The following is a 23,083-nucleotide window of genomic DNA, read 5'->3' on the forward strand; positions in this document are numbered from 1 at the left end:
GCCCCTATGTATTGTCCGTACTGCAGGCATGACTCGTCCCGTGTGGTGGATTCCCGCATGCTCGACGACGGGTCCGGCATCCGCCGACGCCGTCAGTGCCCGGTGTGTTCCAAACGCTTCACCACGATGGAGACCACCTCGCTGAACGTCATCAAGCGCTCCGGGGCCGCTGAGCCCTTCGACCGTTCCAAGGTCATCAACGGCGTGCGCAAGGCCTGCCAGGGGCGTCCGGTCTCCAGCGACGACCTGGCGGTGCTGGCCCAGGAGGTGGAGGAGGCCGTCCGCGCCTCCGGAAACGCCGAGGTGGACGCCAACGACGTCGGGCTGGCCATCCTGGGTCCGCTGAAGAAGTTGGACGTGGTGGCCTATATGCGCTTCGCCTCCGTGTACCGGGGCTTCAACGATCTCGACGACTTCGAGTCCGCCATCGAGGAGCTGCGCCGCGAGGAGCAGATCCCGTCGACGTCAGATGGTGCAAAAGTCGTGCAGCCGAGGTTCGGCTTCCGGTAGACTCCCAGATATCCGGCGGTGCTCTCTTCAGGGGAAGGTTGAGAGCACCGCCGGTTCTCTCGTATCTGGGGGTCTGAGCCCTAGCTGAAGGGCACCTTCTGGACCAGCCCGCGCAGCTCAGCGATGGCGGCGTCGGGGTCCTGTGCGGAGTACACCGAGGAGCCGGCCACGAAAGTGTCGGCACCGGCCTCGGCGGCGCGCTCGATGGTCTCGATGCTGACTCCGCCGTCGATCTGCACGGCGATGTTCCCGCCCAGATCGTCTACGGCCTTCCGCGCCCGGCGGATCTTGGGCAGCACCAGGTCCAGGAACTTCTGTCCCCCGAAGCCCGGCTCCACCGTCATCAGCAGCAGCATGTCCAGCTCACCGAGCATGTCCAGATACGACTCGACGCCGGTGGCCGGCTTCAGGGCCATGGCCGCTTCGGCGCCCTGGCTGCGCAGCTCGCGGGCCAGCCGGATGGGAGCCCCGGCGGCCTCCGCATGGAAGGTCACCGACTCACAGCCCAGTTCGGCGTACTTCGGCGCCCACACATCCGGGTCCTCGATCATCAGATGGATGTCCAGGGGGAGGTCGGTGACCTTCCTGATCGACTCCACCACCGGCAGTCCCAGGGTGAGGTTGGGGACGAAATGGTTATCCATGACGTCCACGTGGACGGCGTCGGCGGAGCTGATGCGGGAGAGCTCCCGCTCCAGGTTCGCGAAGTCAGCGTTGAGGATGCTGGGGTGGATGCACGGTGCGCTCATAGTCCGATCCTACTGTTCCTGCACCTGGAGACGCCCCGGCTTATGCAGCAGTGCGAAGAACATCGCGTCGGTGCCGTGGGCGTGGGGCCACAGCTGGACCAGCTTGGAGCTGATGGAGCCCCCCTCGGCCTCCTGCCCGGCGGTGGCCTCCATGGCCTCCGCGCCTGCGGGGAGGGAGGCTGAGGCCATGGCCTCATGGGCATCCAGCAGCTGCAGCTCCGGATGGCGGCGCAGCACATCCTCCACCTGGACCAGCGTCTCGGCCGGATGCGGGGAGCAGGTCACATAGGCCAGCACGCCGCCGGGGGCCAGGACCCCGACCCCGGCGTCCAGCAGCTCTTCCTGCAGCACGGTCAGCTCGGCCAGATCGGCGGGCCTGCGGCGCCAACGCGACTCGGGGCGACGGCGCAGCGCGCCCAGACCGGTGCAGGGAGCGTCGATCAGGATGCGGTCGTAGCGTTCGGATGTCTCAGCGATGCTGCGACCGTCTCCGGCGCGCACGCTCCAGGCCTCGGCCGGAACGGCGGAGAGGGCCTTGGTGACCAGCTCGGCACGGTGGGCGGCGGGCTCATTGGCCAGCAGCGTGGCTCCGTGCTCGGCGGCCAGGGCGGCCAGCAGTGCGGCCTTGCCTCCGGGGCCCGCGCAGAGATCCAGCCAGCGTTCTCCGGCCACATCAGGGTCTGTGGTCTCCGGAGTCCAGGCTCCGGCCAGGGCACGGGCGATCCACTGGGAGCCGATGTCCTGGACACGCAGCTCGCCCTCGGGGACGCCGGGCAGCCGGCCCACATCGCCTCCGCGGAAGACGGCGGCGCCCTCCACCAGATGGGAGGCCGCAGCACCTGCCTCCAGGGCCGAGGCCAGGCGCTTCTGCCCGACGCCGGGCAGCTCCACCAGGTGGACTTCGGGGGAGGCGTTGTCGGCGGTGAGCAGTTCCTGAAGCTCTTCGCCGCGGCCGTGCATCTTCAGGGACTGCTTGAGTGCGCGGACCACCCAGGCGGGGTGGGCATGCTGCAGGGCCAGGGCGGCGTCGCTGCCAGCTTCCTCAGCGCCGGAGATCTCCTCCACCCACTGCTCCATAGACTTCTCGCTGACCCTGCGCAGCACGGCGTTGACGAAGCCGGAGGGGCCTGCCCCGATCTCGGCGCGCACCAGCCCCACGGTCTCGTTCACGGCCGCATGGGTGGTGACCCGCATGGCCAGCAGCTGGTGGACGCCCAGGCGCAGCGCGTCCAGGATGGGGGCATCCAGCTGATCGAGCCCGCGGTCCACACAGCGCGACAGGATGGAGTCATAGGTGCCCTGAGCACGCAGGGCGCCGTAGGTCAGCTCGGTGGCGAAGCCGGCGTCGCGGCGGTCCAGCGTGGCCCGGCGGATCTCAGCGGGCAGCACCAGGTTGGCGTAGGCGTCATCGCGGCTGACGGCGCGCAGCACTTTGAAGGCGGCGGTGCGGGCCGGATCCGCCCGGCGGCTGCGCTGGGAGGGAGCCTTCTGGCTGTAGCGGCGGCCCTGGCCCTGCCGGCCCCGCTCTCCCTGCTGGTTGCGCTGGCCGCGGTTGCGCTCGCGCCCCTTGGCGTTGCGGCGGCTGCCGTCCGAATGGGGAGTCTGGCTCACTGTGCGTCCTCGTTCCTGTTCGATCCTGCGCCGGGTCCCAGCACAGTGCGTCCCTGCAGACCGCGGAACCAATCGGCCGCATTGAGCATCTTCTTGCCTGCAGGCTGCACGGCGCTGAGCACTACGGGGGCGCCGTCGCCGGCCTTCATCAGCACAGTCTTCCCGGAGCCGCCCCGATCGGCTGCGGCCTCGAGGACCTCACCGGCGGCTGCTCGTCCCCAGGCCTCGGGCAGCACCGCCTCATAGGCGCGGGCGACGCCGAGCTTCACCCGATCCTCCCCGTTGAGCGTCCAGGCCCCGGGCTCCGGGATGGTCGCGTTGATGCGGCGGATGATCTCGGCCGCAGAGGCGGAGGGGTCGATGAAGGCGTCCTCACGGCTGAGTTTGGGAGCCAGGCTGGGCTCGCCCTGCTGAGGCTGCGGCGCGGAGGTCCCCGTCAGCAGCTCGGGCAGCAGAACGCGCAGCAGCGAGGAGCCGGAGCGGGTGAGCGTGGTGAGCATGGAGCCCGCCGACGCATCCGCCGGCAGCGGATGCTCCACCAGTCCGTGGACCGGTCCGGTGTCCATGCCTGTCTCCAGCTGGAAGACCGTGGCGGCGGTGACCTCCTCGCCGTTGAGGATGGAGTGCTGCACCGGGGCGGCGCCGCGGTACTTGGGCAGCCAGGAGTAGTGGAGGTTGACCCAGCCCAGCGGCAGCGCGTCCAGAGCCGGCTGGGGGAGCAGCGCACCATAGGCGACGACCACGCCCAGCCGGGCGCCCGTGGTGGCCAGCTGCTCGGTGACGGTGTCATCCACCCGGGCCGCACGGATCACGGGGATTCCGGCCTCCTCAGCGGCCTGCGCCACGGGGGAGGGGGTCAGACGCTTCTTGCGGCCCACCGGCGCGTCCGGGCGGGTGAGCACTGCGGTGATCCGGACGCCGTCGGCCAGCAGGGAGCGCAGGCAGTCGGCGGCGATCTCCGGGGTGCCGGCGAAGAGGACAGGCGCGGAGCCGACGGAGCTGGAACCCAGGTCGGCGACGGACTCCGCCAGCGTCTCAGGGGTGTGATGGATCATTGGTCTCCTCCTGTCGTCCGGCGGCCGTCGCCTGTTCCTGGGCTTCGGCGGGGGTGAACCCGAAGCTGGTGATCTCTTCCAGCGCCCAATCCCGCACGCCGGTCAGGACGTTGAGCTCATGCGGGACCACCGGCTCGGGCAGCTGGTCCAGACGGAACCACTGCAGGGCGGCGGACTTCTCCGGCTCCTGCACGGAGGGGGTGCCCTCCCAGCGGCTGACGCTGAAGAAGAAGTCCACGCGCTCGTCGATGGGTTCGCCGCTGATCCCGGTGCGATGCATGACGGTCAGCGGCACGAGATCGGCCTCCTCGATGCGCACACCGAGCTCCTCGGCGGCCTCGCGCACGGAGGCGGCGTGCACCGTCTCACCGCGCTCCACATGGCCGGCCGCGCCGAAGGCCCAGTGGCCGTCCATATAGCCGGTGCCCTGCCGATGATTCAGCAGGACTTCGAGGGCTTCGGCCTCCTGGGCGGGACGGGTCAGCAACACATAGGCGGCAGGGATGACGTGGAAGCGTTCGGTCACGACGCCGTCCTGCCGTAGTCGCGCTCGCGGAGGGTCTGCAGGGCGCGACGCTTCTCCTCGCCCCGCAGGCGGTCGAGGAAGAGCTTGCCGTCGAGATGGTCCAGCTCATGCTGGAAGCAGGCGGCCAGCAACCCGGTGGCCTCGACCTCGAGGCGGCTGCCGTCGGGCGCCAGGCCGGTGAGCCGAGCCTGCTGGGGGCGGGCCACGGGGCCGTAGATCTCCTTGACCGAGAGGCAACCCTCCTTCAGAAGATTCTCCTCCTCGGCGAGACCCTGCTCGTTGTCCCGCGGGGTGAACTCGGGCTCGCCGCTGAGCTCGAGCACCGGATTGATCACCGCGCCGCGGACGCCGGCGACGCCGTAGGTGAAGATGCGCAGGCCCACTCCCACCTGGTTGGCGGCCAGGCCGATGCCGCGCGCATCATCCATGGTGTCGTACATATCCTCCACCAGCGAGAGGATGCGATCATCGATGCTCTCCACCGGCGAAGTGGGAGTGCGCAGGACAGGGTCCCCGATCATACGGATGTTCAGAACGGACATGCCTACGATTCTCTCATCATGCCGCGGCGCGTACGGCCGTGGGCATGGCTGAGGGTCGGCCCGTGGCTGGGGCTGCGGACCGGTCCGTGGGCGGCGGCAGGTGGCCAGCCGTCTTCAGCAGGTGATGTCTGCGGCAGAGCGTCCAGAGGTTCTGCCCCTCGGTCTGGCCTCCAGCGCCGTCTCTGCCGGAATCGCGCCAGGGTCTCTGGTGATCGATATCGCAGTTCTCGGCGGGGACCTGGCAGCCCGGGGCCTGACAGGTGCCGTCCCGGAAACGGATGGCCTCCCGCAGGATCTTCGGGACGAAGCGTCCCCGGTATCTCACCGACAGGACATCGGGGTCCTGTGTGTCCGAGCCCAGCGCCTCTGCGTTCCGCACTCCCAGCTCGTACCAGGTGACGCGTGTGCCGGAGTGGCCCAGGAGTCTGCGCACCACCTGCGCGGGCAGCGTGAAGCTGCGGTCGCGACTGAGGGCAGGGGCCTCAGCATCCCCGCTGAGGGTCTCCAGCGGCACCAGGAGCCCCACACTCACATCTGCGGGACGCTCCTGGGCTCCGCGGCCGCTCAGCAGCCAGCCCGCGAGCAGGTCCGCTGTGCGCTGCTCCAGCGTGCGGGTGTCGCCCGCACCACGTGAGGCGGGAAGGTCAGGCCCAGTCGATGAGGGGTCTTCCGCCCCAGCAGCCTCCGGGACCACCGAGGGATCGTGGGGGATCGCCTGCTGAGGGCTGCGGGCCACTGCGTTGAGCCGGCGTCGGATCTGCTCGGCGGTGACCGTGGGCAGCAGGGCGGTCAGAAGGCTCACTCCGTCCTCGAGGTGGGTGACGGAGACCCGGCGCTCGCGCTGGGCCTCCTGGTTCCGTCGGGCTGCGGCCTCGGGCTCTCTGGCTGCGATGAAGCGCCGCAACCAGGCCGCCAGCTCTCCTGGAGTATGTTCCTCCGCGTAGGCGCAGCCGCGCTGGTCGAGCAGGGCGACGTTCTCCGGGCTGAGGAGAGTCAGGGAGCTGCGCGCCATCTGCAGCAGATGCTGCACACCGATCCGGCCCTGGCAGAAGCTGTCCCAGGTCCGGGGCAGACGCTCCTGGGCCAGGGAGGCCGCAGCAACCAGCTCGCCCACATAGTGTTCGGAGGCCTGGAGGGCCTGTGCGGCGTGGAGGACGGCCGCGCGCCGAGCCTCCACGGGGGCGTCGGGAGCACCAGGTGGGAGGGGAGCGCTGGTGAGGTGCGAACTGCCGTCCTCGACCGCGCTCCGGTTCTCGACGCGGCTCACGTAGGTGAGGATCTGCCGGATCTGCTGCGCCTGGGCCTGGCGTATCTTGCGCTCAGCCGACCGCAGAGACGCCGTCTCCGGATCCATCAGCTGTGCGATACCCCTGTCCATGAATCGAATATACATTCGAATGAGGCAGGGTTCAATGGCTCTGCAGAACTTTTCCGGCGGAGCAGTCTGTCCTCAGCTCACCATCGGAGTCGGGGCCGGCGGGGGAGCGATGGGCTGCAGGGCCGGCCCGGCGGAGCTGGTCACGCGGGCATGTCCCCACACCTGTCGCAGTGCCCAGAATTTGTGCCAGTGACTCTTCAGCGCCTCGGGCTTGGCCTGCAGCGGCACCACCTCGGCCTCAGAGATCGCCACACCCAGCAGCACCGGGTTCTGACCGGCGTAGGTCCAGGGCTCCCAGGTGCCGGCGGCGGCGTCCAGCAGCTGCTCCTCGGCCTGCATGCCGGCCACCAGCTGCATGACCACCGAGTCGCTCAGCGGCTTGGCCCGACCGTCCCGGGTGAGCCCCTTGGTCTTGAAGTCCAGGATGCACAGCCGCCCGCCGATCTCCGCGATCAGGTCCAGCGTCCCGGCGTAGCCCACTGTGTGGTTCCATACCGTCACCTCGGCCGCCACCGGCTTCACGCCGTAGAGCTGCCACCACTCGTCGAAGCGGTCTGCGAATCGCGTCTCGCCGTGGCCGGCCAGGGTTTCGCGGGCCTGATCTGCCGTATGTGGCTCTTCCAGCTCGCGCAGCGCAACCTGCTCGGCGTAGTTGTGCACCCGGTCTCCGCGTTCGGCGGCGGCGTCGCGGAAGCGCTCCGCGGCGGAGGAGGCCTGGCGGGCCAGCGACTTCAGCGTGGAGGCCGATCCGACGGCCCCGGCCAACCGCGAATCCTGGGAGAGTTCGGTGGCGGCCATATGGCCGGCCCAGCCGGTCAGATCCTTGTGCTCCTGGCCGATCACTGTGGTGATTGAGGGGACTTCGGGGGCAGAGGAGGAGGACCGGGAGTACATCCGGCCGTATTCGGTGGCGTGTGCGAGAGCTGGCTGTGTCATCGCGCTCCAGTCTCCCATGGGGCGGCAGGCGCAGGGGTCAGCTCACCGGTGCTCAGCTCAGTATCGGCTTCCGCGCTCCTGGAAGAGCCGTTCGATGTCCTGCTCACCCGTGCTGGCGTCGAGATCCTCCTCGATTCCGGGGATGCTGAGATCCAGAGCCATCAGGTCCTCGCGGAGGACGATCACCGCCTGGGCTCCGCGGACCACCTGGCTGTTCTGCTGCGCCCACCGAGCCAGCCCCGCCCACTTCGGCCCGGTATCGGCCTGTACATGCCGGTGAGGTTCGACGACGTCCAGTTGGATCTCTCCGCCCACATCGTAGAAGAAGAGGAAATCTGGATAGAGCAGTTCGGTCTGCCCGCCGTGGCGATACGGTACGGCCAGCCCATGCTGGGAGCGCGAAGGGTTGCGATACCAGCTGACCAGGTTGGCGCGTTGGGTCTCCTTCTCCAGCACTCGATCTTCCCAGGAGGTCAGCTTGGCGGGGAAGCGCTCTGCCAGAGGATGGTCCTCGGGGGCCTGGTAGAGGTGGCCGGCATAGGTGGGCAGCGATTCGCTGACTGCCTGATCGCCGCTCCCGCGGATCACCTTGGTCGACGCTGAGTAGGACTCTGGCGGATGAAGCGTAGTCGATATGACGCCGTCGTCGTCACTCCAGATCTCCTCGAAGGCCCGCTGCTGCGCACGAGGGAGCTCCTTGGCCACGGTATTCGTGTATTCGCGCTGCCACTCAGCGAAGAGTCCTGCAGCTGCCTGTTCCACCGCCCGGACAATGATCTGAGCCATGTCCTCGGTCTTGGTCAGTGCTGCGATCTCGCTGTACAGCTGCTGCTCATCCACGATCCCACCGTGCTCCTCGACCTCTTCGGCGCGGTGGTCGAAGAACCATTCTGCGATGCCGTCGGGCAGGATCTTCTTGGCGTGGTCGAATTGGCGCTTCACGTCGATGGCAGAGGCCTGGACTCGGGCGCCGGGGTCCTGCACGGCGCGGGAGAAGGCGCCGTCCTCGCCGCGGTCGAACACTGAGGCGGAGAGGTCCAATGTCCGGACCTCCTCCTCGAGCTCGGCGAGGGTCTCGCGATGATTCTGGCGTTCCCTGGCCACGGCGCTGATGAGATGATTGCGGGCACGCCTCCCTGCTCGCAGCTCGATGGCACGCCTGTTCTCCGTCGGTTGGTTGAGAAGCTGTGCCAGCTGCAGGAGCCGTTCGGTCTCCGAGCGCCACGAACGGCTCCTCCTCTGGACGGTTGGCAGCGCTCGCAGGGCGTCCCATACGGGGTGCTCGTCGGGCAGTGCCGGAACACAGGCCACCGGTTCCACCGAGACGGCCACTTCGGCGCCGAACTCACTGCTGTCCAGTGAGGCCACCACACGGGCCACCTCGTGGCTGTCATAGAGCGGAAGATAGAGGGTCACCGCATTCAGCGACTCATCGGTGTCGATACGCCGGGCCAGGGGAGTGCGGACCATGCGGCCCATCAGCTGAGCGATGGAGGTCGGATCCTTGGCGCTGCGCAGGGAGAGCATGACCTCAGCTCGAGGGCAGTCCCAACCGGTGGTCAGAGCCTGTTTGAAGAGCACTGCACGCACGCGACGGTCCTGATCGATGCGATCAGGAGCGATATAGCGCAGCTCCCGGCCCCCGGAGATCTTCACCGGAGCGTGGGTGTCGAAGGAATGGGCCACCGCATCCCCCTGGAGGATGTCCCATTCGGACTCCAGGGTGTTGAGGATCTCCGCAACACGGCTGTCACTGATGCCCGCCTCGACCTGCAGGACCAGCAGCGGCTCCACGCGCGGCTCCCCAGTGGCCTCTGCATGCCGTTTCCAGGCCGCATCGGAGGCTTTCAGCGACTGAACGGCCTGGCCGATCAGCGTGGATTCGGCTGGTTGGCGGTCACCGGGGTGACGCACGATGATCTGATCCTTGAGCAGCCCCGACTCGCGCACCTCACCCGCCGGCACTCTGACTGCGCGAGTGGTCCTGCTGTGTCGCCTCATGCCTTGGAAGAAGCGCTCCGGGGTGGCGGTGATGCCATAGATCACCGGAGTCGCGGGCTGGGCATGTCCGCTGAAGTGGGAAGCGTCGCCCCCATGGGACAGCCTCTCGATGATGGTGGCCTTGCCCGCAGCGGTTCCCTCGGTGCCCTTATGGGCCTCGTCGATCACCAGGAGGAGGTTCTCCTGATACTGGTGGACAGATTCGGCGATGATCTCCCAGAGCCCGTGTTCGCGGGTGTCGGAGTCTCGCATGGAGCTGGTCCCGCTGCCGAAGAGCTGAATGTGGGCAAAATGGACTCTGCCGCGGCGCAGAACAGGGTCGTCGAAGGAGCTGTCGATCTCGATGAGATCGTCTTCGCCGAACTCGGATCCGGAGAGGAGCATCTTGTCGCGGGTCTGGCGGTTCAGAGCCGGGTCATCGGTGACCCAGAGAACGGTGAGATCCGGGTTCCCAGACTCACCCTCCTGCCCGAACCTCAGCTGTTCCAGAACATGCGTGGCGATGACCGTCTTGCCTGCGCCGGTCGGTGCAGTCAGTGCCACGGTGGTCTGCTCTCCGTCACGCTGACGGAAGTCCTGCTGGGCATAGGACAGGCGCGCAACGCTCTGCGACACGGCATCCTGCTGGTAGTCGGTCAGCTCGAAAGTCATGCATCATCCCCGGTCAGGTTCTCGAAGTGCCGCAGGTAGTCGTCATAGAGGCGGTGGGTCCTTCCCCGAAGCTCGCCGGGCAGCCGTACCGTGACGGCGGCATACTCCGCCGAGGAGCCGGTGATGACGTAGACGTGTTCAGGAAGCTCGTCACGCTGCTGGGCGCGGCGATTGAGCTCCTGCAGGAAGGGCTCGGCCGCATCGATGTCGGCCAGCACGGCGTAGCGATCCGTGCAGTCCCAGCCGCGTTCGGCCGGATCATCGATGCGCCTGCCTCGGGCGCCTGTGCCGAGCCACAGCAGCGGAGCCAGGACCCTGAACTCCTTGTCCCGACGGACGCGGGAATCCTGGAGATACGTCACCTCGAAGAACTCGAGGTTCGCCGGGATGCCCTCCGAATAGCGCGAGCCGTCCGGGCGCTCTCCGGTGACGACCGTGGCCAGACGGGGGCGCGTCACATAGCGGAAGACTCCCCGGTCCTCCCACTCGGGGTCGCCAGGCTGGTGCCCGGCTTTCGAGAGCCTGCGCGCGTCCTTATCGGAAAGCTCGTTGTTAGTGACCAGAATCGATTGCCGGGAGCCGCCGTCCTCTGCGTTGAGTCGGATGACTGCCTCCGCTGTGGAACCGGAGCCGCCGAAGAAGTCGAGGACGACGGCATCCTGCGGCGCGGCGAGTCGGATCCACCGCATGAGGACCTCATGGTCCTTGGGGAAGGGGAAGCGTTTGTCGCCCAGGACGTCCTGCACGTGGCGACCGGCATGTGTGCGCTGGCGCTCGAAGACGGACATGACCACCTGGCCAGTGGTGTCGATGAGCGGCCGTTTGAGGCTGATGGGCTTGGTGTGATCCTTGCGGAAGATCACCCAGCCGCCGTCGATGGCCTCCTGCATGCGTTCAGGGGAGCTGAAGGCCCAGCCACGTGAAGGCACCGGGACGGGCTTTCCGGTGGCAGGATGGAGGACGTCGTATGTCTCCCCTCCACCGCCTGGCCATGAGATGTCTGTGTCTCGGCATAGGCGCCCATCGGGCAGGAAATAGACATTGCGCGCCATCGCCTGCACCGGCGAGTCCTTCGGCTGCTTCTTGAACCATGCGCGCATCTCGGCCGTGGCGGCGTCCTCATCCGGACCGTGCTCGGCCCAGACCTTCTCACCCTGCGCGAGGACCTCATGGACTCCAGGCTTCTCCTCGCGCCATCGGATCTCTCGCTCCCCGAGCGCATCGAGCCGTCGCGCGTAGACCAGCATGTAGTCGGCCCCGTTGGAGACGTAGCGCGCATCATTCTTGCGTCCGCCCTGCCAGACGACATCGGAGATGAAGTTCTCCTTGCCGAAGATCTGGTCCATCAGCATGCGGAGGCGGTGGTGTTCGTCGTCGCCGATGGCGACCATGATCACCCCGGCGTCCTTGAGCAGTCCGCGGGCCTGACGCAGGCGCTTCTCCATGAAGGAGAGCCATTTCGAGTGCTTATACGGATCCGCCTGCTGGACATAGCGGTCGTTGTAGATCCACCCCTTATTGCCGGTGTTATAAGGCGGGTCGATGTAGATCAGGTCCACGGCGCTGCGATGCGTGAGGTGAAGCATCTGCAGGGCGTGGTGGTTCTCGCCGCTGATCACCACATGGTTCGGATCGTCATCTGCGCCGTGGTCGATCTTCTGCACTGATCGCAGGCCCGGATAGATGGGCTCGTCGAACTCGCGCACCACGACGAGCTCTGCGGCGGAGAGTGTGATCTCGCCTTCGGCCCCGAGCGCGGTCACGCGGCGCTCTGACCCGCTGCCCTCCACCGACTGGACACGCCATGTGGGGACTTCCTCCTTGGACTCAGGGGTGTGGGCCCGCAGGGTCACGCGGCATCCCGGCAGGACGGGATGTTCCGGGAGGGACACGAGCTCGGGGAGGTGCCGGTCGAAGACCAGGCCGAAGCGGCGGTTCTGGCGAAGCGCGCGCACTTCCTTCTCCAGAGTCTGCGCGGTGTTCGGATCGCGCTCCCGGACTTTCGCGATCGCCGCGTCGAGCACAGTCGTGTGGGCGGTACGCCGTCCTGAAGTCCTTGCTGACACTGGCCCTCCCTGTGCTCGTCGGTGTCGTGCCTGAATTCAATGTATACATTGAAGCACCGGGCGCACAGAAGTGTTTCGGGGGTGTTGAGGAGCTCGATTTGTCGAACGCTGAAAAGGTGCGTTAGAGTTTCATGTCGTCGCAAACGGCACGGAGGGCCTCGTCGAGAGGGCCGAAGGGCCAAGGCGATATGCGGATGTAGCTCAGCTGGCTAGAGCATCACCTTGCCATGGTGAGGGTCGCGAGTTCGAATCTCGTCATCCGCTCGCGGGACAGGAAGAACCCGGAAGGTAAGACCCGGTGGGGTGGCCGAGTGGCGAGGCAGCGGCCTGCAAAGCCGTATACGCGGGTTCGATTCCCGTCCCCACCTCGGAAGGTTCCGGCCTGCCGGAACCGGTACAGTTGAATAAAGAACTGAGTACGCGTGATTGGCGCAGCGGTAGCGCGCTTCCCTGACACGGAAGAGGTCACTGGTTCGATCCCAGTATCACGCACGGAATCCCTTGACGGATTTCACGCGGATGTAGCTCAGCTGGCTAGAGCATCACCTTGCCATGGTGAGGGTCGCGAGTTCGAATCTCGTCATCCGCTCAGCAAGAGAGGAAGCCCCGGTCCATATGGGCCGGGGCTTCTTTGCTCTCCGTGACGCCTGCCCTGACGCCGATGGCCGCGGGTATGGCACACTGGAATGCATCACTTTTCGTGCTCCGGGGTCGGTGAAAGTCCGAACCGGCGGTCATAGTCCGCGACCCGCAGTCATCTCAGAACCCCTGGGACGGCTCGGTTGAACCGGTGGAACTCCGGTACCGACAGTCACAGTCTGGATGGGAGCAGCACGAAAACCGATATCCGCCCTGTGAAGAGGCGCATATCGGCCTCGGCGTCTCACGTCGTCATCCCCGGAGCCTCGAACCTCCGGAGGAGAGACGGACAGTATGGAGACGCTTCGCTGGCTGCTGGAAGCCGAGATCGTCATCGCCGGCAGCGCCCTGCTGCTCCGCGAAGTCATCGGCAACGGCTTCGGCCTGGTCTGCGCCCTGGGCGGGATGTTCCGCAAGGTCTGGGCCTGGCCTGTGGGCATCGCCGGCAACCTCATCCTGCTCACCGTCTTCATGGGCTCCTTCATCGGCCTGGATGACAACCCCTCGCTGCTCGGCCAGGCCGGACGCCAGATCATGTTCCTGGCCGTCTCCATCTACGGCTGGGTCCGCTGGACGCAGAGCCGACGGCGGCGCAGCGCAGACCAGGACGGCGGCGCCATCACCCCGGAGTGGGCCAGCTGGCGGGTCCGCATCGGTCTGATCGTCACGATGATCCTGGGCACAGCGGCCCTCACCCCACTCTTCCGTTCGCTGGGCAGCTGGGAGCCGGTCTGGGCCGACGCCTGGACCTTCGTGGGCTCTCTGCTGGCCACCTATGGCATGGCCAAGGGCTGGGTGGAGTTCTGGCTCATCTGGGTGGCGGTGGACATCGTCGGCGTCCCCCTGCTGTGGTCGGCCGGCTACTACGCCTCGGCCTTCATGTACCTCTTCTACGGCGTCTTCACCCTCATCGGCTTCTTCGTCTGGTGGCACGCCAATGCGAAGGCCAAACCCAAGCCCAGCGTGGAGACCATCCACCTGGATCCCACGCTCTCCGCGCCGGAGGACCAGCGATGAGCACCGCCCAGCCCACTCAGCAGAACCACGTCTACGAGACCCACATGCGCCGCGCCCTGCAGGAGGCTCTGCGCGGGGCCCGCGGTGCCAATCCGCTGGTGGGGGCCGTCCTGGTCTCCGCCGACGGCGAGATCCTCGCCGTGGGCCACCACCGCGGGGCGGGCAGTCTGCATGCCGAACGCGACGCCCTGAATCAGCTGGAGGCCCGTCAGGACCTGGACCTCACCTCGGCCACGCTCTATTCCACGCTGGAGCCCTGCCGTCACCAGGGCAGGCAGCCGGCCTGCACTGAGGCCGTCCTCGACGCCGGCGTCGGGCGCCTGGTCTACGGGGCCGCGGACACCACCGAGGCCGCCGGGGGAGGCGGCCGCCGACTGGCCGAGGCCGGCGTCGAGGTCACCGGCGGTGTCCTCGCCGAGGACTGTGAGCGGCTGAACCACCGCTGGAGCCTGGCCCAGGAGCAGGGGAGGCCCTTTGTGACGGTGCACCTGGCGCAGAGCCTGGATGCGAAGATCGCCGCCTCCGACGGCACCAGTCAGTGGATCACCTCCGCCACCTCGAGGGCGCACAGCCACCGGGTCCGCCAGCGGGTGGACGCCATCCTGGTGGGCACCAACACCGTGTTGGTGGATGATCCGCGGCTGACTGCCCGCGACGGGCAGGGGAACCTCACCGTGCATCAGCCGCTGCGCAGCGTGCTGGGCCTGCGGGAGGTCCCCGCCGAGGCCGCACTGCGCCGCGGCAGTCCCGAGGGCCAGGGCTGGAGGCACCTGCGCACCCGGGATCCCCTCGAGGCCCTGCGCACCCTGGCGGCAACCACCCACCAGGGCCACCCGGTGCGCCATGTGCTGGTCGAAGGCGGGCAGAGTGTGCTCTCGGCCTTCGTGGCCTCTGACCTGGTGGACGAGATCTTTGCGTATCAGGCGCCCATCATCCTGGGTACCGGACGCTCCAGCATCGCCGACATCGGCGTCACCACGCTGCAGCATGCTCCCCGCTATGAGCTGGACCCCGCCGACGGCGGACCGGTGCAGCTCATGGAGGCCGATGTCTGCACCCATCTTCAGCCGAGCAGCGCCTCTGCGCCGCAGAAGGAGACCAGTCACTGATCATGTTCACCGGAATCGTCACCGGACTCGGCACTGTGCTGCAGCGCCGCCCCCGGCAGGATCACACCGGCGCCGAGTCGGGCGTGGAGCGCCTGACCTTCAGCGCCCCCGGCCATCTGCAGGGCCTGGAGCTGGGCGGCTCCATCGCGGTCAACGGCGTCTGTGTCAGCGCCGTGGAACTGGACCACAACCTCGAGGAGATCTCGGTGGAGCTCATCCAGGAGACGCTGCGGCGGACCTCATTGGGCGCGCTGGACATCGGCCATGCGGTGAACCTGGAGCGCTGCCTGCCCTCCGGCGCGCGGCTGGACGGCCATGTGGTCCAGGGCCATGTGGACGGTCTGGGCCGTCTCATCGAGCGGGACCCGGCCGACGGCCGCCACCGCTTCAGCCTCAGCTCGGAGCTCGCACCCTATCTCGCGGAGAAGGGCTCCATCGCCGTGGACGGCGTCTCGCTGACCGTCACCGCGGTGAGCGGGCCTGAGGCCGCTGAGCCGTGGTTCGAAGTGGGCCTGATCCCCACCACGCTGGCCGAGACCACGCTGGGCCGTCTGGAGCTCGGCGGCCCGGTGAACCTGGAGGTGGATGTGCTGGCGAAGTACACCCGCCGCATGCTCGGCTTCCAACAGCCCGACGCCGGCTCCTCCCGGCTGCCGGCCATCGCTCAGCCCGAGACCCCGGCCCCGGTGCTGGATCCGGTGGACCTGGCCCTGGAGCAGCTGGCCGCGGGGCGACCCGTCGTCGTGGTGGACGACGCCGACCGGGAGAATGAGGGCGACATCATCTTCCCGGCTTCGGCCTCCACCCAGGAGCTCATGGCCTTCACCATTCGGCACAGCTCGGGCGTGCTCTGCGCTCCGATGAGCGCTGAGCGCGCCGCCTATCTGCAGCTGCCGCCCATGGTCACCGACAACGAGGATCCCAAGGGCACCGCCTACACCATCAGCTGCGACGCCGACGCCTCCCGCCACCGGCAGATCACCACCGGGATCAGCGCGGCGGACCGGGCGCTCACCGCCCAGCTGCTGGCCTCCTCGGCATCCGTCCCTGATGACCTGACTCGCCCGGGCCACGTCTTCCCGCTCATCGCTCATGCCGAGGGTGTGCTGGGGCGGGCCGGCCATACCGAGGCGGCCGTGGACCTCTGCGTGCTGGCCGGGGCGCCCGCCGTCGGGATCATCGCGGAGCTGACCCATGACGACGGCGAGATGATGCGTCTGCCCGCGCTGCGCGAGTTCGCCGATGAGCACGGCCTGGCGCTGATCTCCATCGAGGACCTGATCCGCCGTCGCGGCGGCACCCCGATCCCGGAGGAGGCTCCGGTGCCGGTGGACGCTGAGGCGCTGACCCGCGGGGACCTGGTGGACGCCGGTCCGGTGGTCACGCTGCCCACCGACTACGGGACCTTCGCCGCCCAGGTCTGGACGGAGCACAGCACCGGCCACGAGCACATGCTCATCTCTGCCCAGGGGCACCACCCTCAGCAGAACGGCCAGGTCAGCCGCCCGCTGATCCGCATGCACTCCGAATGCGCCACCGGAGACGTCTTCGGCTCCCAGCGCTGCGACTGTGGGACCCAGCTGATCTCAGCCTTGGAGTCCATCCAGCGTGACGGCGGCCACCTGTTGTACCTGCGCGGCCATGAGGGCCGCGGGATCGGCCTGGCGGACAAGATGCGGGCCTACCACCTGCAGGAGCAGGGTGCGGACACTGTGGAGGCCAACGAGATGCTGGGCCTGCCCGCCGAGCAGCGCGACTTCACCGGAGCTGCGGCCATCCTGCACGGGGCAGGGATCACCCGCCTGCAGCTGCTGACCAACAACCCGGAGAAGGTGCGCGTGCTGCGCGAGGCCGGGCTCGACGTCGAACAGGTCCCCTCCACCGGCGTGGTCCATGAGGCCAACCGCCGCTATCTGGAGACCAAGCGCGACCGCATGAACCATCTGCTGGACCACCTCGGACTCACCGACGCCCACGACGAACAAGGAGAGCACCAGAGACTATGAGCAGGACCGGAACACCTGAGATCCCCGCCCAGGAGATCGCCGAGCTGACCGAATCCGCCCAGACCCTGGGCCTGCGGGTGGCCGTGGTGGCCTCCCGCTGGCACACCGAGGTCATGGGTGGGCTGACCGCAGGAGCCCAGCGCTTCCTGAACGCCATCGGCGTCACCGAATACACCACCCTGCAGGCACCCGGCAGCTTCGAGCTGCCGGTGCTGGCCTCCCACGCCGCCCAGACCCATGACGCGGTCATCGCCCTGGGCGTGGTCATCCGCGGCGGAACCCCGCATTTCGACTACGTCTGCTCCGCGGCCACCGACGGGCTGACCCGGGTCTCGGTGGAGAGCGGCACCCCGGTCGGATTCGGCCTGCTGACCTGTGACGATGACCAGCAGGCGCTGGACCGGGCCGGGCTCGAGGGCTCCAAGGAGGACAAGGGCTATGAGGCCGCTCACGCAGCCGTGGCCGCCGCCGTGGAGATCACGCGTCTCGACGCGTGAGAGCCCGCTGACCCAAATCGCGGGGGAACGGGTGTTCGGCGTAGTCTGGGGACGTGAAGACCTTCGATCAGCTCTATGCCGAACTCGCCGCCAAGGCCGCCGAACGTCCGGAAGGCTCCCGAACCGTCGCAGCATTGGACGCCGGAGTCCATCACATCGGCAAGAAGGTCGTCGAAGAGGCGGCCGAGGTCTGGATGGCCTGCGAATACGAGTCGGATGCTGAGGCCGCGGAGGAGATCTCCCAGCTGCTCTACCATCTGCAGGTCATGATGCTGGCCAAGGGGCTCAAGCCCGAAGACGTCTATCGCTATCTGTAGAGAAAGATGAACATGCTGCGCGTAGCTGTGCCGAATAAGGGCGCCCTGTCCGAGGCCGCCATGGAGATCCTCAAAGAGGCGGGATACCTCCAGCGCCGTGACCGCAAGGAGCTCGTCCTGGTGGACGAGGAGAACGGCGTCGAGTTCTTCTATCTGCGTCCCAAGGACGTGGCGATCTATGTGGGCCAGGGCATCATCGACCTGGGCATCACCGGTCGCGACCTCTTCGACGACGCCCAGGTGACCACCGGGGCCGAGGAGGTCATGGGGCTGGGCTTCGGCCGGGCCACCTTCCGTCTGGCCGCCCCGCAGGGCCGCTTCACCTCGGAGCAGGACCTGGCGGGCAAGCGGATCGCCACCACCTATGACGGGCTGCTGGAGGGCTGGTTCGCCCAGCAGCAGATCCCCGTGGAGGTGGTCCACCTCGACGGCGCCGTGGAGTCTGCGGTGCGCCTGGGCGTGGCCGACGCCATCGCTGACGTCGTGGAGACCGGCAACACACTCAAGGCCGCCGGCATGGAGACCTTCGGCACTCCGATCCTGGAGTCCGAGGCCATTCTGATCTCTGCCACCGGTGAGCGCTCCTCGGTCGGCGACCAGAACGGCGCCGACCGGCTGATCCGCCGTCTGCAGGGCGTGCTGACCGCCCGGCACTACGTGATGATGGAGTACGACGTCCGCCGAACCGACCTGGACGCGGTCACCGCTGTGACCCCCGGCCTGGAGTCGCCCACCATCTCCTCGCTGGCCGATGAGAATTGGGTGGCCGTGCGCTCCATGGTCCCGGCCAAGAAGACCAACCAGCTCATGGACGAGCTCTACGAGCTGGGCGCCCGCGCCATCCTGGTCACCTCCATCAAGGCTTCCCGGGTCTGAGGCGGCGCACGATGAGTCTTGCCATCCGAGTCATCCCCTGTCTGGACGTCGACGCCGGCCGTGTGGTCAAAGGTGTCAACTTCGAGAATCTCCGCGACGCCGGCGACCCGGTGGAGCTGGCGCACCGGTACAACAGTGCAGGCGCCGACGAGCTCACCTTCCTCGACGTCACCGCCTCCAGCTCGGCCCGGGAGACCACCTATGACGTGGTCACCCAGACCGCCCAGGAGGTCTTCATCCCGCTGACCGTGGGTGGGGGAGTCCGCACCGAGGCCGATGTGGACCGGCTGCTGAAGTCGGGGGCGGATAAGGCCTCCATCAACACCGCCGCCGTGGGCCGTCCGCAGGTGATCGACGAGATCGTCAACCGCTTCGGCAATCAGGTCCTGGTCCTCTCCCTGGACGCCCGGCGCACCGAGGACTCTTCGGTGGCCTCCGGCTATGAGGTGACCACCCACGGCGGCCGGAAGGGCACGGGCATGGATGCCGTGGCCTGGTGCCGCGAAGCCTCCGAGCGCGGCGTCGGGGAGATCCTGCTGAACTCCATCGACGCCGATGGCACCCAGGACGGCTTCGACACCGAGATGATCTCCGATGTCCGGAAGGTCACCTCAGTGCCGATCATCGCCTCCGGCGGTGCGGGGAAGCCTGAGCACTTCCCGCCGGTCATCGAGGCGGGCGCCGACGCCGTTCTGGCCGCCAGCATGTTCCACTTCGGCCCGGTGGATATGATCACCCGGGTCAAAGACGCCATCCGCTCTGTCGGATACCCCGTGAGGTGATCCCCCTGGACGCTGAGACCTATACCTTGGACGAGGACATCCGCAGCCGGCTGCGGATGGACACCTCCGGCCTGGTGCCGGCCATCGCGCAGGACGCCGGAACCGGCGAGGTCCTGATGATGGCCTGGATGAACGAGGAGGCTCTGGCCGCGACTCTGGCCACCCGCGAGGGGACCTACTGGTCGCGTTCGCGCCAGGAGCTCTGGCGCAAGGGAGCCACCAGCGGCAACACCCAGCGTGTGGCCAGCGTGGCCCTGGACTGCGACGGCGATACCATCCTGCTGCGTGTGGAGCAGCAGGGACCCGCCTGCCACACCGGCGCGCCCACCTGCTTCAGCGGCCGGGAACTGACCCTGGGGGAGGCCTCCTGATGCGGCGCTTCGGAACCATCACCCCTTCTGCGCAGGAGTTCGCCGAGCTGGCGAGCTCCCATAAGGTCATCCCGGTCAGCATGACGCTGCTGGCTGACGGACATGCGCCGCTGAGCATCTACCGCTCGCTGGCCATGGATGAGGGTCGGCCGCGTCCGGGCAGCTTCCTGATGGAGTCCGCCGCCCCCGGCGCGGGCTGGTCGCGGCACTCCTTCATCGGGGTGAACTCTCTGGCCACGCTCACCGAGTCCGAGGGCCGCGCCCACTGGCTGGGCGAGGTTCCTGCCGGGCTGCCCCAGGAGGGGACCACGGCTGAGGTGCTGCGCGACAGCCTGGAGTTTCTGGGCAGTCGGCCCTTCCACGAGGAGCTGCCGCATCTGACCTCCGGACTGATCGGCTATGCCGGCTGGGAGACCGTCCGTCATTGGGAGCGTCTGCCCAACCCGCCCCAGGACGATCTGGGTCTGCCCGAGATGGCGATGAACCTGGTGGGCGATCTGGTCATCCACGACAACCGCAACGGCACTGTGACCCTGGTGGCCAATGCGATCAACCGCGACGGCCGGGACACCGGGGTCGAGGCCGCCTATGCCGATGCTGTGGCCCGACTGGACTCCATGCGGATGAAGCTCTGTGAGCCGGTGGATCCCGGCCTGGCCTCCGCCGAGCAGGGCTGGGCCGCCGCAGTGGAGCAGGACCTGACGGACCGGGTGCAGCACACCTGGGATGAGGGTGAATACCTGGCGACGCTGGGGAAGGCCAAGCACGCCATCGTGGACGGCGAGGTCTTCCAGATCGTGGTCTCCCGCCGCTTCGAGGTCGAGACCCAGGTGGATGCCCTGAGCGTCTACCGGATGCTGCGGCTGTTGAACCCGAGCCCCTATATGTACCTCTTCCACTTCGAGACTCCACCCGCCGAGGGTCAGGAGCGCGGCGAGCCCTACCAGCTGGTGGGTGCCTCTCCCGAGGCTCTGGTCACCGTGGACGAGCAGCCCGGGGGAGAGCGGATTGCGGTGACCCATCCGATCGCCGGGACTCGGCCGCGCGGCAAGACTCCGGTCCACGACCAGGAGCTGGCCGAGGATCTTCTGGCCGACCAGAAGGAGCGGGCCGAGCACATCATGCTGGTGGACCTGGCGCGCAACGACCTTGCCAAGGTCTGCGAGCCCGGCTCCGTGCAGGTCACCCAGTTCATGGCGGTGGAGCGCTTCTCCCACGTCATGCACCTGACCAGCCATGTCCAGGGCGTGGTGGCCGAGAGCTCCAGCGCCTATGACGTGCTGGCCGCGACCTTCCCCGCCGGCACGCTCTCCGGCGCGCCCAAGCCGCGTGCCCTGCAGCTGCTGGACGAATGGGAGCCCCAGCGCCGCGGCATCTACGGGGGAGTGGTCGGCTACTTCGACCTCTCCGGCCGGATGGATGCCGCCATCGCGATCCGCTCCGCCGTGCTGAAGGACGGACGCGCCTATGTGCAGTCCGGCGGCGGGATCGTGGCCGACTCCGACGACGACGCCGAACGTCTGGAGACTGTGAACAAAGCCGCCGCGCCGCTGCGCGCGGTGCTTGCCGCCGACCGGCTCGAGGAGGGCTGATGGCACGAGCACTCACCCGTCGCAACGTGGTGCTGCTGGCGATCCTGGGCGGTGCGCTGCTGATGATCGCCACCACCCAGACCTGGATCACCGCCGGTGGGGTCGACGACCTCAGCGATACCCAACACGTGGAGATCTCCGGCACCGACGTGGCCGATACGGTCACCGCCATGGCCTTGGTGGGCCTGGCCGGTGCGCTGGCGCTGACCATCGCGCGGAAGGTGCTGCGCCATGTCATCGCCGGTCTGCTGATCGCCGCAGGCGTCTTCTCGCTGATCACCATCAGCAGTGTGGTCGCCGCCCCCGAGGAGCGCGCCGTGGAGGCTCTGGGCGAGGTCACCGGGACCACGGAGCAGGCGGCCTCCTATGAGATCGCCGGCGTGGTGTGGCTGGCCATGGCCGGAGGTGTGATCCTGGTCGGCACCGGTCTTCTGGTGCTGCTGGGGTCCTCCCGCTGGAAGGACTCCGCGGCCTCGAAGAAATACGATCGGGACGCCTCGGGCGCCGCCGCGGCCTCGGCCGAGGAGGACCCGGATGAGTTCGACCTGTGGGACGGCCTGAGCGCCGGAGACGACCCCACCGACCGCAGCGCTCCGAGCTAGAGCCGCAGCTCATATCTGGCAGAATAGACGCGGAACACACTTCACCGAGAGGGATTCGATGACCACCACTGACCAGCGCACAGTCCGCGACGTCGAGCAGCAGTCCGTCGATGATGAGTTCATCCACCATGACCACATCGGTCACGGCTCGACTCCCGCCGCCTGGACGTTGAGCCTGACGATCGTCCTGGGCTCAGTGATCGCCGGAGTCGGCTTCATCATCCCTGACTGGATCGTGGCCGGCGTCGGCTTCGCCCTGATGCCGGTGGGCATCATCCTCGGCATCGTCATGAAGAAGATGGGCCTGGGCGTGGAGATGGACGCCAAGGCTGTGCTCACGCGTGGTGAGGACCCGCGCCGCCACCAGGGGCCGGCCACCCCGGACAACACCCGCGGCGGTGTGGAGAAGCGCCGTCCGGCCGCCTCCACCGACTGATCCCCAGATGGCCACAGTTCTCGACTCCATCATCGAAGGGGTCCGCGAGGACCTCTCTGCTCGGAAGGCGGACACCCCGCTGACCGAGATCACCGCGCGGGCGGCTGCGACCGCACCGGCCCTGGACGCCTACTCCGCGCTCAAGGGAGGCCGCGAGGACGCCTCCGGTGTGCGGATCATCTCCGAGGTCAAGCGCTCCTCGCCCTCGAAGGGCGAGCTGGCAGACATCCCGGATCCGACCGAGCTGGCCCAGGCCTATGAGCAGGGCGGGGCGTCGGTGATCAGCGTGCTCACCGAGCGCCGCCGCTTCCGCGGATCCCTGGCCGATCTCGCCGCCGTGCGCGCCGCCGTGGACATCCCGGTGCTGCGCAAGGACTTCATGGTGGAGGAGTACCAGTTCCATGAGGCCCGGGCCTACGGGGCTGATCTGGTGCTGCTGATCGTCGCCGCGCTGGACGACGCCCAGCTGCGCGACTTCCTCGCGCTGACCCACGACCTGGGCATGAACGCCCTGGTGGAGGCGCACACCGAAGAGGAGATCGAGCGCGCCGTGGCCGCCGAGGCGAAGATCGTCGGGGTCAACGTGCGCAACCTCAAGACTCTCGACGTGGACGTCGCCCACTATGAGGCGATGGCGCGTCACCTGCCCGCCGAGGCTGTGCGCATCGCCGAGTCCGGCGTGGACGGCCCCGGCGTGGTCGCCGACTATGCCCGACAGGGCGCCGACGCCGTGCTGGTCGGCGAAGCCCTGGTCAAGGACGGCGAACCGGCCGAGGCGCTCCGTCGCTTCCGCGCGGCGAGCCTCACCCGCTGA

Annotated in this window: 22 protein-coding genes, 4 tRNA genes and 1 riboswitch; of the genes, 17 read left to right on the forward strand and 9 right to left on the reverse strand. The window is 68.0% G+C overall.

Features of this window, described 5'->3' with window-relative positions:
• Window positions 1-6 precede the first annotated feature (6 nt).
• The gene (nrdR, locus tag IEW85_RS02950) at window positions 7-510 is read left to right on the forward strand and encodes a transcriptional regulator NrdR (protein WP_188682644.1); all 504 of its coding nucleotides are present in this window, start codon (window positions 7-9) and stop codon (window positions 508-510) included.
• Between the two features lie 80 nt (window positions 511-590).
• Here nrdR and rpe read toward each other — a convergent pair whose 3' ends face one another.
• The 9 genes from rpe to IEW85_RS02995 all read right to left on the reverse strand — a co-directional run bounded on the left by rpe (window position 591) and on the right by IEW85_RS02995 (window position 12,025).
• Window positions 591-1,259, reverse strand: a complete 669-nt coding sequence (gene rpe / locus IEW85_RS02955) for a ribulose-phosphate 3-epimerase (protein WP_188682645.1) — start codon at window positions 1,257-1,259, stop codon at window positions 591-593.
• Between the two features lie 9 nt (window positions 1,260-1,268).
• The gene (locus IEW85_RS02960; protein WP_229658745.1) at window positions 1,269-2,870 is read right to left on the reverse strand and encodes an RsmB/NOP family class I SAM-dependent RNA methyltransferase; all 1,602 of its coding nucleotides are present in this window, start codon (window positions 2,868-2,870) and stop codon (window positions 1,269-1,271) included.
• Window positions 2,867-3,925, reverse strand: a complete 1,059-nt coding sequence (gene fmt / locus IEW85_RS02965) for a methionyl-tRNA formyltransferase (RefSeq protein ID WP_188682646.1) — start codon at window positions 3,923-3,925, stop codon at window positions 2,867-2,869. Before fmt ends, IEW85_RS02960 begins: the two co-directional genes overlap by 4 nt.
• The gene (locus IEW85_RS02970) at window positions 3,906-4,451 is read right to left on the reverse strand and encodes an NUDIX domain-containing protein (RefSeq protein ID WP_188682647.1); all 546 of its coding nucleotides are present in this window, start codon (window positions 4,449-4,451) and stop codon (window positions 3,906-3,908) included. The genes fmt and IEW85_RS02970 overlap by 20 nt, the downstream gene beginning before the upstream one ends.
• On the reverse strand, window positions 4,448-4,993 hold the full coding sequence (def, locus tag IEW85_RS02975) for a peptide deformylase (RefSeq protein WP_188682648.1): 546 nt from the start codon (window positions 4,991-4,993) through the stop codon (window positions 4,448-4,450). Before def ends, IEW85_RS02970 begins: the two co-directional genes overlap by 4 nt.
• 16 nt (window positions 4,994-5,009) lie before the next feature.
• Window positions 5,010-6,371, reverse strand: coding sequence for an HNH endonuclease signature motif containing protein (locus tag IEW85_RS02980; RefSeq protein WP_188682649.1), 1,362 nt, complete (start codon window positions 6,369-6,371; stop codon window positions 5,010-5,012).
• A 72-nt stretch (window positions 6,372-6,443) separates the two neighbouring features.
• Window positions 6,444-7,307, reverse strand: coding sequence for a PD-(D/E)XK nuclease family protein (locus IEW85_RS02985; RefSeq protein WP_188682650.1), 864 nt, complete (start codon window positions 7,305-7,307; stop codon window positions 6,444-6,446).
• A 57-nt stretch (window positions 7,308-7,364) separates the two neighbouring features.
• Entirely contained in the window at window positions 7,365-9,959 is a 2,595-nt protein-coding gene (locus tag IEW85_RS02990) for a DEAD/DEAH box helicase (protein WP_188682651.1), read from the reverse strand.
• Window positions 9,956-12,025, reverse strand: a complete 2,070-nt coding sequence (locus IEW85_RS02995; RefSeq protein ID WP_188682652.1) for a site-specific DNA-methyltransferase — start codon at window positions 12,023-12,025, stop codon at window positions 9,956-9,958. Before IEW85_RS02995 ends, IEW85_RS02990 begins: the two co-directional genes overlap by 4 nt.
• A 190-nt stretch (window positions 12,026-12,215) precedes the next feature.
• On the opposite strand from IEW85_RS02995, the gene IEW85_RS03000 reads away from it, so the two are divergent.
• From IEW85_RS03000 to trpC, 16 genes are all read left to right on the forward strand, one after another.
• Window positions 12,216-12,289: transfer RNA gene (locus tag IEW85_RS03000), tRNA-Gly, on the forward strand.
• Between the two features lie 33 nt (window positions 12,290-12,322).
• Window positions 12,323-12,393, forward strand: a tRNA-Cys gene (locus IEW85_RS03005).
• A gap of 52 nt (window positions 12,394-12,445) precedes the next feature.
• A tRNA-Val gene (locus IEW85_RS03010) sits at window positions 12,446-12,517 on the forward strand.
• A 23-nt stretch (window positions 12,518-12,540) separates the two neighbouring features.
• A tRNA-Gly gene (locus IEW85_RS03015) sits at window positions 12,541-12,614 on the forward strand.
• A 107-nt stretch (window positions 12,615-12,721) separates the two neighbouring features.
• Window positions 12,722-12,864, forward strand: a riboswitch (FMN riboswitch).
• Window positions 12,865-12,958: 94 nt separating this feature from the next.
• A complete protein-coding gene (pnuC, locus tag IEW85_RS03020; RefSeq protein WP_188682653.1) occupies window positions 12,959-13,681 on the forward strand; it encodes a nicotinamide riboside transporter PnuC in 723 nt (240 codons plus the stop codon).
• On the forward strand, window positions 13,678-14,790 hold the full coding sequence (gene ribD / locus IEW85_RS03025; RefSeq protein WP_188682654.1) for a bifunctional diaminohydroxyphosphoribosylaminopyrimidine deaminase/5-amino-6-(5-phosphoribosylamino)uracil reductase RibD: 1,113 nt from the start codon (window positions 13,678-13,680) through the stop codon (window positions 14,788-14,790). The genes pnuC and ribD overlap by 4 nt, the downstream gene beginning before the upstream one ends.
• A gap of 2 nt (window positions 14,791-14,792) precedes the next feature.
• Entirely contained in the window at window positions 14,793-16,796 is a 2,004-nt protein-coding gene (gene ribB / locus IEW85_RS03030; RefSeq protein ID WP_188682655.1) for a 3,4-dihydroxy-2-butanone-4-phosphate synthase, read from the forward strand.
• Window positions 16,793-17,293, forward strand: a complete 501-nt coding sequence (ribH, locus tag IEW85_RS03035; protein ID WP_188682656.1) for a 6,7-dimethyl-8-ribityllumazine synthase — start codon at window positions 16,793-16,795, stop codon at window positions 17,291-17,293. Before ribB ends, ribH begins: the two co-directional genes overlap by 4 nt.
• 53 nt (window positions 17,294-17,346) lie before the next feature.
• Window positions 17,347-17,610: a phosphoribosyl-ATP diphosphatase gene (locus tag IEW85_RS03040; protein WP_188682657.1), complete on the forward strand. Its 264-nt coding sequence runs from the start codon at window positions 17,347-17,349 to the stop codon at window positions 17,608-17,610.
• A 12-nt stretch (window positions 17,611-17,622) separates the two neighbouring features.
• Complete coding sequence (gene hisG, locus IEW85_RS03045; protein ID WP_188682658.1) at window positions 17,623-18,486, forward strand: ATP phosphoribosyltransferase; 864 nt, start codon at window positions 17,623-17,625, stop codon at window positions 18,484-18,486.
• A gap of 11 nt (window positions 18,487-18,497) precedes the next feature.
• Window positions 18,498-19,268, forward strand: a complete 771-nt coding sequence (gene hisF, locus IEW85_RS03050) for an imidazole glycerol phosphate synthase subunit HisF (RefSeq protein ID WP_188682659.1) — start codon at window positions 18,498-18,500, stop codon at window positions 19,266-19,268.
• Entirely contained in the window at window positions 19,268-19,639 is a 372-nt protein-coding gene (gene hisI, locus IEW85_RS03055) for a phosphoribosyl-AMP cyclohydrolase (protein ID WP_373286540.1), read from the forward strand. The genes hisF and hisI overlap by 1 nt, the downstream gene beginning before the upstream one ends.
• On the forward strand, window positions 19,639-21,231 hold the full coding sequence (locus IEW85_RS03060; protein WP_188682660.1) for a chorismate-binding protein: 1,593 nt from the start codon (window positions 19,639-19,641) through the stop codon (window positions 21,229-21,231). The genes hisI and IEW85_RS03060 overlap by 1 nt, the downstream gene beginning before the upstream one ends.
• Window positions 21,231-21,833, forward strand: a complete 603-nt coding sequence (locus tag IEW85_RS03065; RefSeq protein WP_188682661.1) for a Trp biosynthesis-associated membrane protein — start codon at window positions 21,231-21,233, stop codon at window positions 21,831-21,833. The genes IEW85_RS03060 and IEW85_RS03065 overlap by 1 nt, the downstream gene beginning before the upstream one ends.
• A 58-nt stretch (window positions 21,834-21,891) precedes the next feature.
• Window positions 21,892-22,269: an HGxxPAAW family protein gene (locus IEW85_RS03070; RefSeq protein ID WP_188682662.1), complete on the forward strand. Its 378-nt coding sequence runs from the start codon at window positions 21,892-21,894 to the stop codon at window positions 22,267-22,269.
• Between the two features lie 7 nt (window positions 22,270-22,276).
• A complete protein-coding gene (gene trpC, locus IEW85_RS03075) occupies window positions 22,277-23,083 on the forward strand; it encodes an indole-3-glycerol phosphate synthase TrpC (RefSeq protein WP_188682663.1) in 807 nt (268 codons plus the stop codon).

Origin of the sequence: Nesterenkonia cremea, from assembly GCF_014642675.1 — a bacterium.
GTDB classification, from domain to species: Bacteria; Actinomycetota; Actinomycetes; order Actinomycetales; family Micrococcaceae; genus Nesterenkonia; species Nesterenkonia cremea.